The following is a 13953-nucleotide window of genomic DNA, read 5'->3' as shown; positions in this document are numbered from 1 at the left end:
ATGTCACACTTGATAGAAGTCTCGATACCACTCGACGAAGCGCTTCACCCCCTCCTCTACATGGACCTTGGGGCGGTAGCCGGTGGCCTTGAGCAGCGCTTCGGTGTCGGCCCAGGTGCGCGGCACGTCGCCGGGCTGCATGGGCAGGTAGTCGCAGATGGCTTCGCGTCCGGTGGCGTTTTCCAGCGCACGGATGAAGCTCATCAGCGACACCGGGGCGCCGTAGCCGATGTTGTAGAGCGCGTAGGGCGCCGTGCTCTGGTCGGGCCGGGCGCTGGCGGCGGCGCGGTCGGGGTTGGCCTGGGGAATCACATCGGCAATACGCACGATGCCTTCCACGATGTCGTCGATGTAGGTGAAGTCCCGCGACATGTCGCCGTGGTTGTAGACCTGGATCGGCTTGCCTTCGAACATCGCCTTGACGAACTTGAAGATGGCCATGTCGGGCCGGCCCCAGGGGCCGTACACGGTGAAGAAGCGCAGCCCGGTCATCGGCACGCCGTAGAGGTGCGCGTAGGTGTGGCTCATCAGCTCGTTGGCCTTCTTGGTGGCCGCATAGAGGCTGACGGGATGATCGACGCTGTCGCCGGTGTCGAACGGGGTCTTGGCGTTCATGCCGTAGACCGAGCTCGAGGAGGCGTAGACCAGGTGCCCTACCTTGTGCTGGCGACACCCCTCCAGCACGTTGAGGTGGCCGATGAGGTTGGAGTCGGCGTAAACGTGGGGGTTCTCCAGCGAGTAGCGCACCCCGGCCTGGGCAGCCAGGTGGATCACGCGGTCGAACGCGTTCTCGCGGAACAGCGCGGCCATGGCTTCACGATCGCCCAGATCCATATGGATGAAGCGAATGTCGTGGCAATCGGCCAGATCGTTCAGCCGTGCATGCTTGAGCGAAACATCGTAGTAGGTATTGAGGTTGTCGATACCGATGATCTCGTGGCCCTGGCCGCTGAGGCGCTTGGCCACGGCGTGACCGATGAAGCCGGCAATGCCGGTGATCAGCAGTTTCACTCGTCTCTAACCCTTGTTCGACCGATGGCGGCGGCAGTTTCAGGCACGCTACCGCCCGGGGATTGTTCCGGGCGGTTCCCTGGCCCTGCTGGCTTGGCGATACCGGAGACAGGAACGGAGCGTTGCGCGCGAGCGTACGAACTGCCCTCGAGCGCACGAACAAAGCCACAGGGCGGGATAATGCCCTGGGCGCCACTCTCACGGTCCGTCACCGAGCTGGCACTCGATGATCTCGACACCGCCGTTCATCTCGCAGCCATATCGCGAGGCTGATCGGCAGCCCATCCCCTGCTGGGTATCGTTATTGGAATAGCCGAATTCTACGGGACTCGCGCGGGATGCTCTACCGCCGTTTGTAACAAAATAGTCTTGACAAGTCAGGGGGTTGTTCGGCTTCTGCTGATGTATGACGGCAAGCCGTCTGATTTATATGCTCGAACGCAAGAGCAACGCTGGCTCAACGGCAGCGCCAGGCAGCCAGGCGCTGAAGCAGCGCGAGCAGAATCAGGCCGGCGGAGAGCCAGCCAAGGCCGATCAGCAGGGTGTCGAAGCCACTGGGCAGGGTGTGCGGCGGGCGATAGCTGATGCCGTACTCGGCAAGGCGCGCGACGAGATAGATGAGCGAGGCCACCAGCGCCAGCGCAACGCTGGAACGCCACTCGGCAATGAGTCGGGTGATGCGCCAGGGCTCGCTCGTCGGCTTGGCACTGGCCTTGCTACGGCTCGCACTGACCTTGGCCGTGCCGGTTTTGGCCTTGCCGGCCTTGGCCTTTCCCGCGCTGCGGGTGGCGCCGCTGCGCCGGCCGCCCTTGCGCCCTCCCCTGGCCGCCCCGCCACCTAGCGAGAAGCCGGAGGCGGCCCAGCGCAGCAGACGCGAAAGCGCCCAGCCGAACGTGAACAGGACGGACAACGCCAGGCTGCCCATCACCAGAAAGTAAGTCATTGGCGAACCGTGCCTATCGGCGAATCAGGCAATGTGGCCGAGCGTCTTCATGGTACGCAGCAGGGCCGCCACGCTTTCCCTGGGCTGGGCGTACTCGCTCATCAGCGACTTGAGCCGCTGCTCGAAGGCCTGCTGACGCTGCTGCGCCTCTTCGGCCTCACGCTCTTCCAGGCTGCGCACCGGGGGCCCGGTAGGAATATCCAGGCGCGAATCGGGTTTTTCGAGCTCACGCAGGGCCTCGGCAAAGGCGTCGTCGAGCTCGCGGAACTTGCGGAGTTTCTCGCGCTCGTCCATCGAACGGTCAGTCTTGTGTTTTCTCATCGTATTCCATCATTGCTCAAGTACCTGGAAATGGCTGCGCATGGGCGACACGAACTGGAAGCTCGGCATGCGGGTTCAGCGCGATCTGAGCGGCACTCGAATGGTGAAGGCACGAGTATACCGCCATTGCGTCGGGTAGCGAAGGCCAAGCGCCGGCACGGAAGGCAGCTCGACAATATTGAGCTACGCTGACAGCCAGGGATGCGCCGAACGCCATGGAACAGGAGTCGCCTATCCTTCCCACCCGATATTATGCACAAACGGTCAAATCTTGTAACCGAACTTGCCTTTGCCTCCCGCGACAGCGCATAAAGAGCTGCACAAATACTATAAACAGCATGACCCCAAGGCCACTCGGATGCCTTGAGACAGCAGGGGGCTCCAGCGATGTTGTAGACCCAGTAAATAAGACATTGCTGGTATATCAAGCAAGGGACAGTTATGTATAACGAGATGATGCGGGCGGAGATCTGGCTGCAAGACCACGTGGATAGCCAGCAGGGAATTGAAGACCTCGCCAGCCGACTCGGTTATTCGACCTCACAGGTCCGGCGTAGGTTCAAGCAGTGCTTCGGGCTGTCCCCAAGCGCTTACCGCGACAGACTGAGGCTAGAGAAGGCGGCACGACTGCTGGCCTTCACACCCTTTCCTGTACAAGCTATCGCAAACCAATGCGGCTATCAGAACCACTCGGCGTTCAGCCGCGCTTTCCAACGTTACCACGACCAGACGCCACGCCAGTATCGCCATGCGATACGCTTGCAGTTGCGTCACAACCCCTATTGCCAGGGCGATAACGGCCACCCACCCAGTTTCGAGATCCACAAGGCGCCGCCGCGGCAGGCCCTGGTAACACGACTTTATCGCCAGGCTCGCAGCAACCCGGTAAAGGTACTGCAAGAGTGGCGCCGTCACGTCAAGAACATTGACGGATTGGCCGAGCGCCTGAAACTGGGGCGCACGTTCGCCTTGATGCACAACATGCCACTGCGCAGCGAAACCGAAAGAGTCGATGTCGGGCCACTTATTACGAACGGCGAGGCTTCGAATATCCCCATTCCGGCCTCATTTCGCCTGCTCAAGATCCCTGCCCAGCATCACGCCCGGGCGGAAGTCGAGAGTCTCGATGAGATTCCCGATGTCGTGCAGTACCTGGTAAGCGACGGGCTGCCCTCCAAGCGGTGTCACGCCACGGGCGACCCCCTCGAAGTGGAGTGGGGGGAGGATCAAATCGAGCTGCGCCTGCCCGTGCAACTGGAGCGAGCCTGATACACGGGCAAGTCTTTTCTACCAAGTCTTTTCTACCGATGCCGGGCCTGGCGCCCGGCACATACCCTTCAAACCACCCCGACGAGCTCGCTTCACGCTTGGCGCCTTCCATAAGCCACTAACTCAAGCCTTCGAGAAGACGCTCTACAGGATAAGGCCTTCCGCGAAAGACCTTATCGAACACGCTGCACCGTAATAGCGGCTCGCCGGGTAAAGGGCGTTCCCTGAATACGCTGTTCGTGCCCCAACAGGCGCCAGAACAGCTATCCCGGATGGGGTCGTATCAAGACTCGACGCGAACCAGCCAGCCTTCCACGGTGTCCGAGCCGTGCTCGTCCTTCCACGCTTTCAGCGTTTTCTGGTTGCCGCCGCGAGTTTCAACGACTTCACCGGTTTTCGGGTTCTTGTAGATCTTCAGCTTGCGCTTGCGACGCCCGGTGGGAGTCGCTGATGCTGCCTTTGCCGGCGAGGCCTTGGCACCCTGCGGTTGCAGCAGGTTGATAACATCGGCAGAGCTCTTGCTGAACTCGCGCATCAGGGCTTCGAGCTTTTCCTTGAACTCGAGCTCGGCCTTGAGACGCTCGTCGTTCTGCAGTCGCTCCATTTCAGCCTGAAGCTGCTTGAGCTGCTGCTCTTTCTGCATGAATTCGCTAAGTAGGGACATGGCGATTCCTGTCTAATGCTTTGGGAATTTGCGGGACGCGGCCTATAAATACAACAACCCGCTCCAAATGACAACACTTCTGCTTGTTTTTTTAGCGGATACATATCGAAAACGTCAAATGAAAATAGCCTGGGCCGAGAACCGCTTCGTCCTCTCGACAAGTTGATTCAAAGTTGATCCAGGTTATGTTTTACCTGAGCCCGCCATGCTTGCTTCACTGAGTAAACTAAGTCTTGGCGTATGAACCCCAGTTCAGGGAATGATGTCACGGGGCGACCGCTACATGACCGCCATACCTGCCCCGGCGATTCGTCGGCATAACGTCAATTAAGCGAATTCTAATTAAGCAGCTTGCTGATCACTCGGTCTTTGCTACACTGGTGAACATACGGATGACCAAGTAGTCAAGGATGATATGTACCTGTTTCATAACTTCAGTGCCCGCAAGGACTTATGCGACGAAGACAAGCGAATTTTTCATTACCACACCGGCCCCGTTCGAGAGCTGAGGAAGGGCGGGCACCTGGCTCGCGCGGGCGAAATACTGGAGCACCTTCATCTCATTGAAGGCGGCTGGGCGTGCCGCTACAAGCCGATGCGCGACGGCAGCGAGCCCATCACCTCCCTGCTGCTTCCCGGTGATATCAGCGACAATGGCCAGGGCTTCAGCAACAGGATGGAGTTCTCCATAAAGGCCATCACACCGCTGCGATTCACCACTATCAATGCCGAGAGCGCAGAGCGGCTCTTCGAGCGCCCGAGAATTCTGCGTCTTTTCAAGATATCGGGGCATATGAGCCACAGCGTGGCGCTGAAATGGATCGTCAATGTTTCGACACGCAGCGCAGAGGAGCGCATTGCCAATCTCCTGTGCGAGTGTTATTCACGCTCCCACGCTGCTGGCCTGACATATCAGGGGCGCTACTTCTTTCCGCTGACTCAGACACAGGTATCCAACGTGGTGGGCTTATCCAGCGTTCACGTGAGCCGCTCGCTGAACAAGATCAAGCGCCGGGGGCTGATCGAGAACTGCGCCAACCAACAAATCCGCATTCGAAACTGGCCGGAGTTGGCGGAGCTGGGCGATTTTCAAGAGGCTGCGCTGGAATAACTCTCCCCCCTCCCCGCCTCTTGCCTGAACCACGCCAATGGGAGCAGCGTTCACCGCTGCCCTCGGCCCTGCATGTCACCACTCCTGAGCTCATTCACCCTCACCCGCTGAAGCTCATACACCTCACCCGCTGCAGACGGTGATGTGCCTGTTTTCCTGCGCTGTTAGCCGGCTTGATGTAACTTGTCATTTTAGCCAGATTTGAAAGTTCGTGTTACAGCCGTTAGGGTTGGCCGCTTTGTCGTGCAGGGAAGCCGGCAAGGCTGGCTCAACTCGAAGCGATCTTCGACGGTGCCGCGAGAAGCCAGGAAGCTTGGCGGCTGCGCGTCGGACAATAGGCAACCACATGAACGAGAACCGAAACGTCAAGATACGGGTTCGGCACTTGAGCAAGGTCTTCGGCAATCATCCGAAGAAGGCGCTCGAACTACGCGACAAGGGCATGAAGCGCCCCGAGATTCTCGAGAAGACGGGACAGACGCTGGGGCTCTCCCATATCGACTTCGATGTCTACGAGGGCGAGTTGCTGGTCATCATGGGGCTTTCCGGTTCGGGTAAATCCACCCTGATTCGCTGCCTCAACCGCCTGATCGAGCCCTCCGAGGGCGAAATCGTCATCGATGGCGAGAACATTCCTGAACTGGGCGACAAGGCACTGCTCGAGTGCCGCCGCCGCCACTTCTCGATGGTGTTCCAGAACTTCGCTCTGTTCCCCCACCGCACCGTGCAGCAGAACGCCGAGTTCGGTCTCGAGATCCGCGGGGTAGACAAGGCCGAGCGTACCGAGACCGCACGCAATGCACTCAAGCAGGTGGGTCTCGATGGCTGGGAGGACGCCTATCCCAACCAGCTCTCCGGGGGCATGCAGCAGCGCGTGGGGCTGGCCCGGGCGCTGGCCAACGACGCCAGCGTGCTGCTGATGGACGAGGCCTTCTCGGCGCTCGACCCGCTGATTCGCGGCGACATGCAGCAGGAACTGCTGGAGCTGCAGAACCGCATGCAGAAGACCACCGTGTTCATCACCCACGATCTCGACGAGGCGCTGACCATCGGCGACCGCATCGTGCTGCTCAAGGATGGCGAGATCGTGCAGATCGGCACGCCGGAGGAGATCCTCACCCGCCCTGCCGATGACTACGTGCGCCGCTTCATCGAGGGGGTCGACCGCTCGCGCATCCTCACCGCCGAGAGCGCCATGCGCAAGGTGCGGAGCACGGTGCGCGATACCGACGGCCCGCGCACCGCACTGCGCAAGATGCACGAGCACAGCATCGACTCCATCTACGTGACCCGCCGCGACCGCACCCTGGTCGGCCTGCTGGAGGCCGAGAGCGCCGAGGCACTGATCAAGCAGGGCAAGGAGAGCATCGGCGAAGCGCTGACCCAGGACTTCCGCTCCGTGGGACCGGACGAGCCGATGCAGAACCTGTTCGCCATGTTCAGCGAGAAGAGCTTCCCCATCGCCGTGGTGGATGAACAGAAACGCCTGCTTGGCGTGGTGGTGAAAGGTGCGGTACTCGCCCAACTGGCCCAGGCCGCAGAGGGAGGAAACCACTGATGACATTCGATATCCCCCGCATTCCGCTCGGCCGGTGGATCGAAGGCGGCCTGGACTGGCTCACCACCGAGTACTCCATGGTCACCCGCGGTATCTCCCGCGTGACCCAGACCGGTATCGCCTGGCTCAACGACCTGTTGATGTGGCTGCCCGAGTGGGCGCTGCTGGCTGCCATCGCCGCGCTCTGCTGGAAGCTGGCCAACATACGCCTCGCCATCGGCGCCGTTGCCGGGCTCGCCCTGATCTGGAACATGGGCTTGTGGAACCCGATGATCGAGACCCTCACCCTGGTGGTGATCGCTACCCTGGTGGCGGTGGTCATCGCCCTTCCGGTGGGCATTGCCGCGGCGCTTTCCGAGCGGCTCTATCGCAGCATCATGCCGGTGCTCGATTTCATGCAGACCATGCCGGCCTTCGTCTATCTGATACCGGCCATCCCCTTCTTCGGCATCGGTTCGGTATCGGCAATCTTCGCCACGGTGATCTTCTCGATGCCGCCGGCCATTCGCTTCACCACCCTGGGGATTCGCCAGGTACCGGTGGAGCTGATCGAGGCAGCCGACGCCTATGGCGCCACCCGCAGCCAGAAGCTGTTCAAGGTGCAGCTGCCGCTCTCGCTGCCTACCGTGATGGCCGGTATCAACCAGACCATCATGCTCGCGCTCTCCATGGTGGTGATCGCCGCCATGATCGGCGCCGACGGCCTGGGCAGCGAGGTGTGGCGTGCGATTCAGCGCCTGCGTCCGGGTGACGGCTTCGAGGCGGGTATCGCCGTGGTGATCCTGGCGATGCTGCTGGATCGGCTGACGCAGTCGCTGCGCAAGCCACGCCGGGAAAAAGGCTGATAGCCAAGCCTCCCGAAGGCTGAAAGCGCCCACTCTTGCATCATCTGGATGCAAGGAGCAGGCTTATTGACGTAAGTAGAAGTAAGTTAAAGCGAAAGGAGGGAGACGAATGCTTACCAAACCGCGAAATATCCGTATTGCCGGACTGGCCCTGATGGCCGGCGCCGGCCTGATCGCCGGTGCAGCACAGGCCCAGGACAAGGGCACCGTGCACCTGGCCTACGTTGAGTGGTCATCTGAAGTCGCCTCCACCAATGTGGTGCGTGCCGCGCTCGAGCAGGCCGGCTTCGAGGTCAACATGACCGCCCTTTCCGCCGCCGCCATGTGGCAGGCCGTGGCCACCGGCGATGCCGATGCCATCGTTGCCGCCTGGCTGCCGACCACCCATGCGGAATACATGGAGCGGGTTGGAGATCAGGTCGAGGACCTCGGCGTCAATCTGGACGGCACCAAGCTGGGCCTGGTGGTGCCGGCCTACACCGACGTCGACAGCATCGCCGATCTCAACGACCATGCCGACGCCTTCAACGGCGAGATCATCGGTATCGACCCGGGTGCCGGCCTGATGGGCCTGACCGAGGACGTCATCGACACCTACGGCCTCGACCTGCGCCTGCGCAGCGGCAGCGACGCTACCATGGTCGCCGCCCTGTCCAATGCCATCTCCAACGAGGAGGACATCGTCGTCACCAGCTGGACGCCGCACTGGATGTTCGCCCGCTGGGATCTCAAGTACCTGGAAGACCCGGAAGAGGTCTATGGCGGCGCCGAGCAGATCCACACCGTGGTGCGCCAAGGCCTGGCCGACGACATGCCCGAAGCCTACGCCATCCTGGACGCCTTCGAATGGACGCCCGAGCAGATGGGTGAAGTCATGCTGATGAACCAGGAAGAGGGTGCCGACCCGTACGAAAGCGCCCAGCAGTGGGTCGAAGAGAACCAGGACGTCGTGGAAGGCTGGATCAACGGCTGATTTGGCTACGTCATCCCGCACGTACCCATGACAAACGCCTTGGCACAGCATGTGCCAAGGCGTTTTACTTTATGGGAGCCACTCGGTCAGGATGCTTCGGCGTGAAGCTTGAAGCCCAGCGCGTTCATGACTTTCATAATCGTGGCAAAGCTGGGGTTGCCATCGGCGGAAAGCGCCTTGTACAGGCCCTCACGCGTCAGCCCCGTGTCACGGGCCAGTTGCGCCATACCGCGAGCGCGAGCGATATCACCCAAGGCGGCAGCCACCAGCGCAGGATCGTTCTCCTCAAGGCAGGCTTCAAGGTAGAGCGCCATCTCCTCCTCGGAACCCAAATGATCGATAACATCCCATTTCTGTAGAGAGCTCATGGCACCTCCTTCAACTCGCGTGCAAGCTGCTTCGCGATATCGATATCTTTGGCCTGGCTGCCTTTGTTGCCGCCAGCCAGGAGAATCACCAACTCGAATCCTCGCTGCACAAAATACACCCGATAGCCGGGACCATAGTGTATACGCAACTCTGATACGCCCTCGCCTACCGCCTCGCAGTCGCCAAAGTTGCCGAGCTCAACTCGGCGTATCCTGGCCAGGATTTTGGCCTTCGCTCGCTGGTCCCGCAGCTTGTCGAACCAGACGGCATAGGTTTCTGTCTGGGCGATACTCTTCATGACAGCAATTGTTAACCACAGTTCACAAAAAAAGCAAGCAATTGACCAGCCATCAACGCCAGGGGTGGCTGTGATGTGCCGGCCGAGCGTCTTGCTCAGTAGAAGATATCCCGCAATATCTCGTAGATGATGGCGTTGGCGGCCTCCACCAGAATCACATCCGGACCGACACGGCGCCACTCATAGCCGTCGTAGCGCGGCAGATCCCGTAGAATACGCTCATCGAGCTGCTTGGCGATGCCCGGCGGCAGCGGCTTGCCCCGCTCCAGGTTCATGCGAATACCGGGCGGCAGGTTGTCGCGGCTCTGGTCGATCTCGACCCAGTCGCGGCGCTCCACCAGCAGCCGGCGCACCTCGCGTTCATCGATGCGCGGACCCTGAGTATCACGCAGCTGTCCGCGGCCTTCTCTGGCCTGCTGCTCGCCTTCACGCTGGATGCGCCCGGGCTCACCCCCCGGACCACGCCCCTGCCGCCCTGGCGCTGCCTGCTGGCCCTGGCCTTGCCCCTGGGCCTGCTCTTGCCCCGGCGGATTGGCCGGCTGAGCCTGGGCACTGGCGAAGGCAGCCATGGCGAGTACCACCGCGGCCGCACACTGGATCACACATCGCTGAGCCAACTTCATGAGCCGCCTCCTTCTGCTGGGCTTACCTTCAGCCTATGCGAGGAATGCGCAGGGAGTGTGCAATGTGACGCCATTCAGGATCCTCAAGTAGCTGTCCAAGCGGATGCGGCAAGCCATGCCGATGAATGAGCAGGAATGCCGGCCCACAGGCCAGCGCCAGGCAGTAAAACGGGATTTTTGTAATCCACGACCTACCCCGGCTGTAAGAAGATTCGGAAATGCCAGCTGAGCTCTGTTGCGCTCGATACCCTGCCGTTACAGTGACGGTTCGTTGAACGGCTCATGGATGGCAGGCATGTACGAGGAGAAGGAAGACGGGCTCGACTTCTGGGAACACCACCGGCAATGGAATTCTCAGCGTACCGTCTACCCGGCTTCAAGTCGTACCACGAAAGCCGCTACGGCCTGGCAACCAGTGCCTGAGCCGGTTCGTCGGCCCGAACCTCCCATCCCCGACCGCGCTATCGCCGAGCCGGGCTTTCATATCGTACGCCGCCCCGGCACGCGCGAAGAAATCAAGCGCAGACTCTTCCCCTATAGCCTGACGGCGGCGACAGAGGCGATGTTCGAGCGGCTCAACCCGCACCTGGGCGGCTATATCCTCCCCGGAGAAATGGTCGTGCTCGCCGACCCATACGAAACTCTCTGCACCGCCGAAGAGCAGTTCCTGTTGGAGGAGGCGCAGAAGGTCTACACCACACTCCAGCAGCTCTCACCCGAACAACGCCAATTCATGGTCGACTATTGGCAACCGCTGCAGGACATTGCCGTGACGGGCGAACGCAGTGGCTCGAATGGCATGGCTGCAGATAGCGCGAGCCTCCTTGGCACACTCTCCGCCGCAGGAAGCCGTCTGATGCGTGAAACCACGCAGGCTCTGCAGCGGATCGATGAACTCTATCGCCAGGTACTGGATCCATCGAATCCGATGACCCGGGAGCGCTTTCATGCCGAGCGGGCACGACTATTCCAGCGCCTCTCCCTGGCAATGAACCACTGGGTCAACGAACCCCTGCGCCTGCCCCGCCACCCAGCGCTGAAAGACAGGATCCAGGTCGAAGCCCGCCAGCAGTTGCACGAGTACCGCACGGCAAGAAATGCCGGCCCCTTTGGCATTCCGACAATTTCTGAAACCATTGCCAAGGTAACGGTAGTCGACAGGCTGATGAGCCTCGGTGCGGCTGTCGGCATCGGCCTGGATATCGCAGCCACCCAGACGAGCATTAATCAGGCCTGCCGCGATGGACGCGAGATGGAATGCCGAAGGGCACAGTTCGTGGAGTATGGGGGATTGGCAGGCCGATCGATGGGGAGTGGAGGTGGAGCTGCGCTTGGCACAGTCATGACGACGCCAAGCTCTCGTATATGCTTGTCGGTGGCAGGTCTCCCTCATGGCCGAATTGCATGTAGCATCATCGGCAGTGCTGGAGGTGCCGTTGCCGGCGAATCCGTAATGGGTGGCCTTGGAAAGCAATTTGGAGATGTGCTCCACTCAGGAGTATATGGATGGGCAGCAGAAGAAGAGGATGCCTCAGGTGCCGACTAACATTGAGTTTACGATAGCCGCGATAGGGGCGGCCTGTATGTTGGCAGCTTGCGTCTTGATGATTCCTGCAGCCATCATTTCACTTTTCAAAATCATCGAGGCCGACCGCTATTTTGGCGTCGGCCGACTAGGCGGGGAACGCCTAGCCCTCAAAGGGCTACCTTTTTCTCTAGGCCGCATGGCACAGTATGGCTTAGTACTAATGTTCTCTAATACCAGCTTTATTCAGAAACGATACGCAACTGAACTTGAGAAAATTGCCGCCAGCTCTCCACCTAAAAATCTGACGCGCCTGCTGATATGGCTATACGGAACCTGGTTTCTTCTGGGAGTCGCCACCTTTCTTTTCGGCAGCCTTTTGCTTGCCATGAGCTGAGCCCTTTCTTATGGCAAGGCTCTACCACCTTGAAACCTTCATAATATTCGCTGGCGCCTTTTGCTTGCTCCTTGGAGTAGCCCTGCTTGTACCAGCAGCGATTATCTCACTATTCAAAATCGTGGAAGCCGACCGCCACTTTGGCGTCGGCCGCTTCGGTGGAGAACGCCTGATCTTAAAAGGCCTGCCGTTTTCCCTGGGAAGAATGACCGAATATGGTTTACTGATGCTGTTTTCCAAAACTCAGTTCGTAAAGCGGCGCTATGCGAGTGAGCTAAACCAGATCGCTAAAAATGCCCCACCTCGGCGCTTTGTTCATCTGCTCGTCTGGCTTTACAGCTCATGGATACTGTTTACCCTTGCATTCATGCTGCTGGGCGGCGCTCTGTATCTATTCTACTGAATTGGGGGGGCTTTCCACATCCTGATCACACCGCCTCAGGAGGAAAGGCTAGAGATAAATTAGACATCTTTGGCTAAGCGCTTCTCTCAAGAATATAGGGCTGGACCGATATGGAGAACAATCATGGTGCAGTATCAGATCGAAACCATTCTGGCCATTCTCATTGCCCTCGGCATGGCCCTCAATTTAACTTTACTTATTCCGGCCGCGATTCTGGCACTCTTTAAAATAGATGAAGCAGATCGTTATTTCGGCGTAGGCCGCTTGGGAGGTGAACGCCTGGCTCTCAAGGGTCTGCCTTTCTCCTTGGGACGCATGGCGCACTATGGCTTGGTGCTGATGCTCTCCAACACAAAGCGGATGAGAAAGCGATACGGCCACGAACTTGATCAAATCGAGGCCAGCAAACCGCCCACACGACTGATCCAACTGCTCGTTTGGCTATACGGCTCATGGTTTTTGATAGGCATCGGCATCACCGCGCTGGGAGGGATTTTTTTGATTCTTCGCCAATAGGGCATCGTCCTATAATCATTTCATTCTTCCGATGGCTGCACTATAGCCTGTGCAGCTCTGGGGGGTGTCACTTCATCGCAGCCACCAGAGCAGGATCGCCTTCTTCAAGGCAGGCCTCGAGATAGAGAGCCATTTCCTCTTCGGAGCCAAGTGATCAACAACATCCCATTTTCGGCTCTTGGTGATGTTATAATTCCGCAGTTTGGCGAGCCAGATCGCAGAGCTTCCGTTTCAGCGATACTCTCCATGACCGCGTGTGTGAACCATAGTTCATATAAATACAACCTGAATGCCTTCGAGTGGACGTCCGAGAAGATGGGCGAAGTCATGCAGATGACGGCGCCGATCCATACGAAAGTGCCAAATAGTAGGTCGAGGAAAGCCAGGACGTTGTGGAAGGCTAGATCAAAGAAAGATTTGCCTATTGATAGCGCGGTAATAAAAAAGGCCGACAATGCTGCCGGCCTAAAATACTAAATTTAATTAACTAGATTAACCTTCTTCTACTACTGCATCACCTGAAATCCCAATACGAACAGTACCAGTGCCGTCTTCACCTTCTGCAGTGCCTGCCAGGTTGTAAGTAATTTCATCAGCTCCAATAGACAGACCGCATGTAGCATTACTGTAATCTGGAAGTACATCATCAATGCCATCTACTGGATCATCACCTGCTGCCCTACTGGCCGCGACCCCTACCGCCAAGGCACGAGCATCAGCCAAACAGGCGGCGTTTTGCGACCGATCCAAATAACCTTGATACTGCGGAATCGCAATCGCCGCCAGAATACCAATGATCGCCACCACGATCAGCAGTTCGATCAGGGTGAAGCCGCCCTGCCCACGCTTGGCCGAAGCCTTCTTCTGCATCAGTTCTTTCATGCTCATCGCCATCGTCCCCTGCTCTGCTGCCCTTGCGGCTGCTGTTAGGCAGCCTTGGGCGGTTACACTGCGGCCACAGCGGCCGCGCTTGCCTCATTGGGGCGTGCCTGCATCGGACACCCCCTCCCCCTTACTGCCTGGCTCAAGCCTTGTGCCACAAATGCCTGATCCAGCATGCTTTCCAAGCCCTTACGGGTCTCGTCTTCCTAACATTAATTTACAAATACCTTGGCCCGCAAGCGCTA

At 59.2% G+C, this 13953-nt stretch carries 17 protein-coding genes; 9 read left to right on the top strand and 8 right to left on the bottom strand.

The genetic code is table 11. The features are described 5' to 3' along the window. Nucleotides 1-3 precede the first annotated feature (3 nt). The 3 genes from H1D44_RS08715 to H1D44_RS08705 all read right to left on the bottom strand — a co-directional run bounded on the left by H1D44_RS08715 (nucleotide 4) and on the right by H1D44_RS08705 (nucleotide 2275). Complete coding sequence (locus H1D44_RS08715) at nucleotides 4-1011, bottom strand: NAD-dependent epimerase/dehydratase family protein (protein WP_181514460.1); 1008 nt, start codon at nucleotides 1009-1011, stop codon at nucleotides 4-6. A 457-nt stretch (nucleotides 1012-1468) separates the two neighbouring features. Beyond that, the gene (locus H1D44_RS08710) at nucleotides 1469-1954 is read right to left on the bottom strand and encodes a hypothetical protein (RefSeq protein WP_181514459.1); all 486 of its coding nucleotides are present in this window, start codon (nucleotides 1952-1954) and stop codon (nucleotides 1469-1471) included. A 24-nt stretch (nucleotides 1955-1978) separates the two neighbouring features. After that, nucleotides 1979-2275 (bottom strand): hypothetical protein, encoded by a 297-nt coding sequence (locus tag H1D44_RS08705; protein ID WP_238984525.1) that lies wholly within the window; start codon nucleotides 2273-2275, stop codon nucleotides 1979-1981. Nucleotides 2276-2716: 441 nt separating this feature from the next. Between H1D44_RS08705 and H1D44_RS08700 the strand changes: the two genes are divergently transcribed. Then, nucleotides 2717-3544 (top strand): helix-turn-helix transcriptional regulator, encoded by an 828-nt coding sequence (locus H1D44_RS08700; protein WP_181514458.1) that lies wholly within the window; start codon nucleotides 2717-2719, stop codon nucleotides 3542-3544. Nucleotides 3545-3827: 283 nt separating this feature from the next. On the opposite strand, the gene H1D44_RS08695 is transcribed toward H1D44_RS08700, so the two are convergent. Further along, entirely contained in the window at nucleotides 3828-4208 is a 381-nt protein-coding gene (locus H1D44_RS08695) for a histone-like nucleoid-structuring protein, MvaT/MvaU family (protein ID WP_181514457.1), read from the bottom strand. 415 nt (nucleotides 4209-4623) lie between these two features. Here H1D44_RS08695 and H1D44_RS08690 point away from each other — a divergent pair, with 415 nt between their 5' ends. The 4 genes from H1D44_RS08690 (at nucleotide 4624) to H1D44_RS08675 (ending at nucleotide 8695) form a co-directional block, all read left to right on the top strand. Further along, nucleotides 4624-5319 (top strand): Crp/Fnr family transcriptional regulator, encoded by a 696-nt coding sequence (locus H1D44_RS08690; protein ID WP_181514456.1) that lies wholly within the window; start codon nucleotides 4624-4626, stop codon nucleotides 5317-5319. 346 nt (nucleotides 5320-5665) lie between these two features. Next, entirely contained in the window at nucleotides 5666-6877 is a 1212-nt protein-coding gene (locus H1D44_RS08685) for a quaternary amine ABC transporter ATP-binding protein (protein ID WP_181514455.1), read from the top strand. After that, on the top strand, nucleotides 6877-7722 hold the full coding sequence (locus H1D44_RS08680; protein ID WP_181514454.1) for an ABC transporter permease: 846 nt from the start codon (nucleotides 6877-6879) through the stop codon (nucleotides 7720-7722). Before H1D44_RS08685 ends, H1D44_RS08680 begins: the two co-directional genes overlap by 1 nt. Nucleotides 7723-7831: 109 nt before the next feature. Then, the gene (locus tag H1D44_RS08675; RefSeq protein ID WP_181514453.1) at nucleotides 7832-8695 is read left to right on the top strand and encodes a glycine betaine ABC transporter substrate-binding protein; all 864 of its coding nucleotides are present in this window, start codon (nucleotides 7832-7834) and stop codon (nucleotides 8693-8695) included. A gap of 86 nt (nucleotides 8696-8781) precedes the next feature. Here the strand turns inward: H1D44_RS08675 and H1D44_RS08670 are convergent, their stop codons facing one another. The 3 genes from H1D44_RS08670 to H1D44_RS08660 all read right to left on the bottom strand — a co-directional run bounded on the left by H1D44_RS08670 (nucleotide 8782) and on the right by H1D44_RS08660 (nucleotide 9985). Continuing rightward, on the bottom strand, nucleotides 8782-9063 hold the full coding sequence (locus H1D44_RS08670) for an addiction module antidote protein (RefSeq protein ID WP_181514452.1): 282 nt from the start codon (nucleotides 9061-9063) through the stop codon (nucleotides 8782-8784). Further along, entirely contained in the window at nucleotides 9060-9362 is a 303-nt protein-coding gene (locus H1D44_RS08665) for a type II toxin-antitoxin system RelE/ParE family toxin (RefSeq protein ID WP_181514451.1), read from the bottom strand. The genes H1D44_RS08670 and H1D44_RS08665 overlap by 4 nt, the downstream gene beginning before the upstream one ends. A gap of 95 nt (nucleotides 9363-9457) precedes the next feature. Continuing rightward, on the bottom strand, nucleotides 9458-9985 hold the full coding sequence (locus tag H1D44_RS08660) for an anti-virulence regulator CigR family protein (protein ID WP_181514450.1): 528 nt from the start codon (nucleotides 9983-9985) through the stop codon (nucleotides 9458-9460). A 295-nt stretch (nucleotides 9986-10280) separates the two neighbouring features. Here H1D44_RS08660 and H1D44_RS08655 point away from each other — a divergent pair, with 295 nt between their 5' ends. From H1D44_RS08655 to H1D44_RS08640, 4 genes are all read left to right on the top strand, one after another. Next, entirely contained in the window at nucleotides 10281-11531 is a 1251-nt protein-coding gene (locus H1D44_RS08655) for a hypothetical protein (RefSeq protein WP_181514449.1), read from the top strand. Beyond that, on the top strand, nucleotides 11521-11907 hold the full coding sequence (locus H1D44_RS08650; RefSeq protein WP_181514448.1) for a hypothetical protein: 387 nt from the start codon (nucleotides 11521-11523) through the stop codon (nucleotides 11905-11907). The genes H1D44_RS08655 and H1D44_RS08650 overlap by 11 nt, the downstream gene beginning before the upstream one ends. Nucleotides 11908-11917: 10 nt before the next feature. Continuing rightward, complete coding sequence (locus tag H1D44_RS08645; RefSeq protein ID WP_181514447.1) at nucleotides 11918-12310, top strand: hypothetical protein; 393 nt, start codon at nucleotides 11918-11920, stop codon at nucleotides 12308-12310. Nucleotides 12311-12433: 123 nt separating this feature from the next. Then, nucleotides 12434-12826: a hypothetical protein gene (locus H1D44_RS08640; protein ID WP_181514446.1), complete on the top strand. Its 393-nt coding sequence runs from the start codon at nucleotides 12434-12436 to the stop codon at nucleotides 12824-12826. Between the two features lie 492 nt (nucleotides 12827-13318). On the opposite strand, the gene H1D44_RS21175 is transcribed toward H1D44_RS08640, so the two are convergent. Beyond that, complete coding sequence (locus H1D44_RS21175; RefSeq protein WP_275299098.1) at nucleotides 13319-13708, bottom strand: pilin; 390 nt, start codon at nucleotides 13706-13708, stop codon at nucleotides 13319-13321. Nucleotides 13709-13953 lie beyond the last annotated feature (245 nt).

This window comes from Billgrantia kenyensis (assembly GCF_013697085.1).
GTDB lineage: Bacteria > Pseudomonadota > Gammaproteobacteria > Pseudomonadales > Halomonadaceae > Halomonas > Halomonas kenyensis.
This window is presented reverse-complemented; position numbering and strand designations above follow the sequence as displayed.

Excerpts from the sequence above, each read along its gene's own strand:
- H1D44_RS08710 (WP_181514459.1), bottom strand. The coding sequence starts at position 1,954 with ATGACTTACTTTCTGGTGATGGGCAGCCTGGCGTTGTCCGTCCTGTTC.
- H1D44_RS08640 (WP_181514446.1), top strand. The coding sequence starts at position 12,434 with ATGGTGCAGTATCAGATCGAAACCATTCTGGCCATTCTCATTGCCCTC.
- H1D44_RS08675 (WP_181514453.1), top strand. The coding sequence starts at position 7,832 with ATGCTTACCAAACCGCGAAATATCCGTATTGCCGGACTGGCCCTGATG.
- H1D44_RS08670 (WP_181514452.1), bottom strand. The coding sequence starts at position 9,063 with ATGAGCTCTCTACAGAAATGGGATGTTATCGATCATTTGGGTTCCGAG.
- H1D44_RS08645 (WP_181514447.1), top strand. The coding sequence starts at position 11,918 with ATGGCAAGGCTCTACCACCTTGAAACCTTCATAATATTCGCTGGCGCC.
- H1D44_RS08680 (WP_181514454.1), top strand. The coding sequence starts at position 6,877 with ATGACATTCGATATCCCCCGCATTCCGCTCGGCCGGTGGATCGAAGGC.
- H1D44_RS08700 (WP_181514458.1), top strand. The coding sequence starts at position 2,717 with ATGTATAACGAGATGATGCGGGCGGAGATCTGGCTGCAAGACCACGTG.
- H1D44_RS08695 (WP_181514457.1), bottom strand. The coding sequence starts at position 4,208 with ATGTCCCTACTTAGCGAATTCATGCAGAAAGAGCAGCAGCTCAAGCAG.
- H1D44_RS08665 (WP_181514451.1), bottom strand. The coding sequence starts at position 9,362 with ATGAAGAGTATCGCCCAGACAGAAACCTATGCCGTCTGGTTCGACAAG.
- H1D44_RS08660 (WP_181514450.1), bottom strand. The coding sequence starts at position 9,985 with ATGAAGTTGGCTCAGCGATGTGTGATCCAGTGTGCGGCCGCGGTGGTA.
- H1D44_RS08690 (WP_181514456.1), top strand. The coding sequence starts at position 4,624 with ATGTACCTGTTTCATAACTTCAGTGCCCGCAAGGACTTATGCGACGAA.
- H1D44_RS08705 (WP_238984525.1), bottom strand. The coding sequence starts at position 2,275 with ATGAGAAAACACAAGACTGACCGTTCGATGGACGAGCGCGAGAAACTC.
- H1D44_RS08685 (WP_181514455.1), top strand. The coding sequence starts at position 5,666 with ATGAACGAGAACCGAAACGTCAAGATACGGGTTCGGCACTTGAGCAAG.
- H1D44_RS21175 (WP_275299098.1), bottom strand. The coding sequence starts at position 13,708 with ATGAAAGAACTGATGCAGAAGAAGGCTTCGGCCAAGCGTGGGCAGGGC.
- H1D44_RS08655 (WP_181514449.1), top strand. The coding sequence starts at position 10,281 with ATGTACGAGGAGAAGGAAGACGGGCTCGACTTCTGGGAACACCACCGG.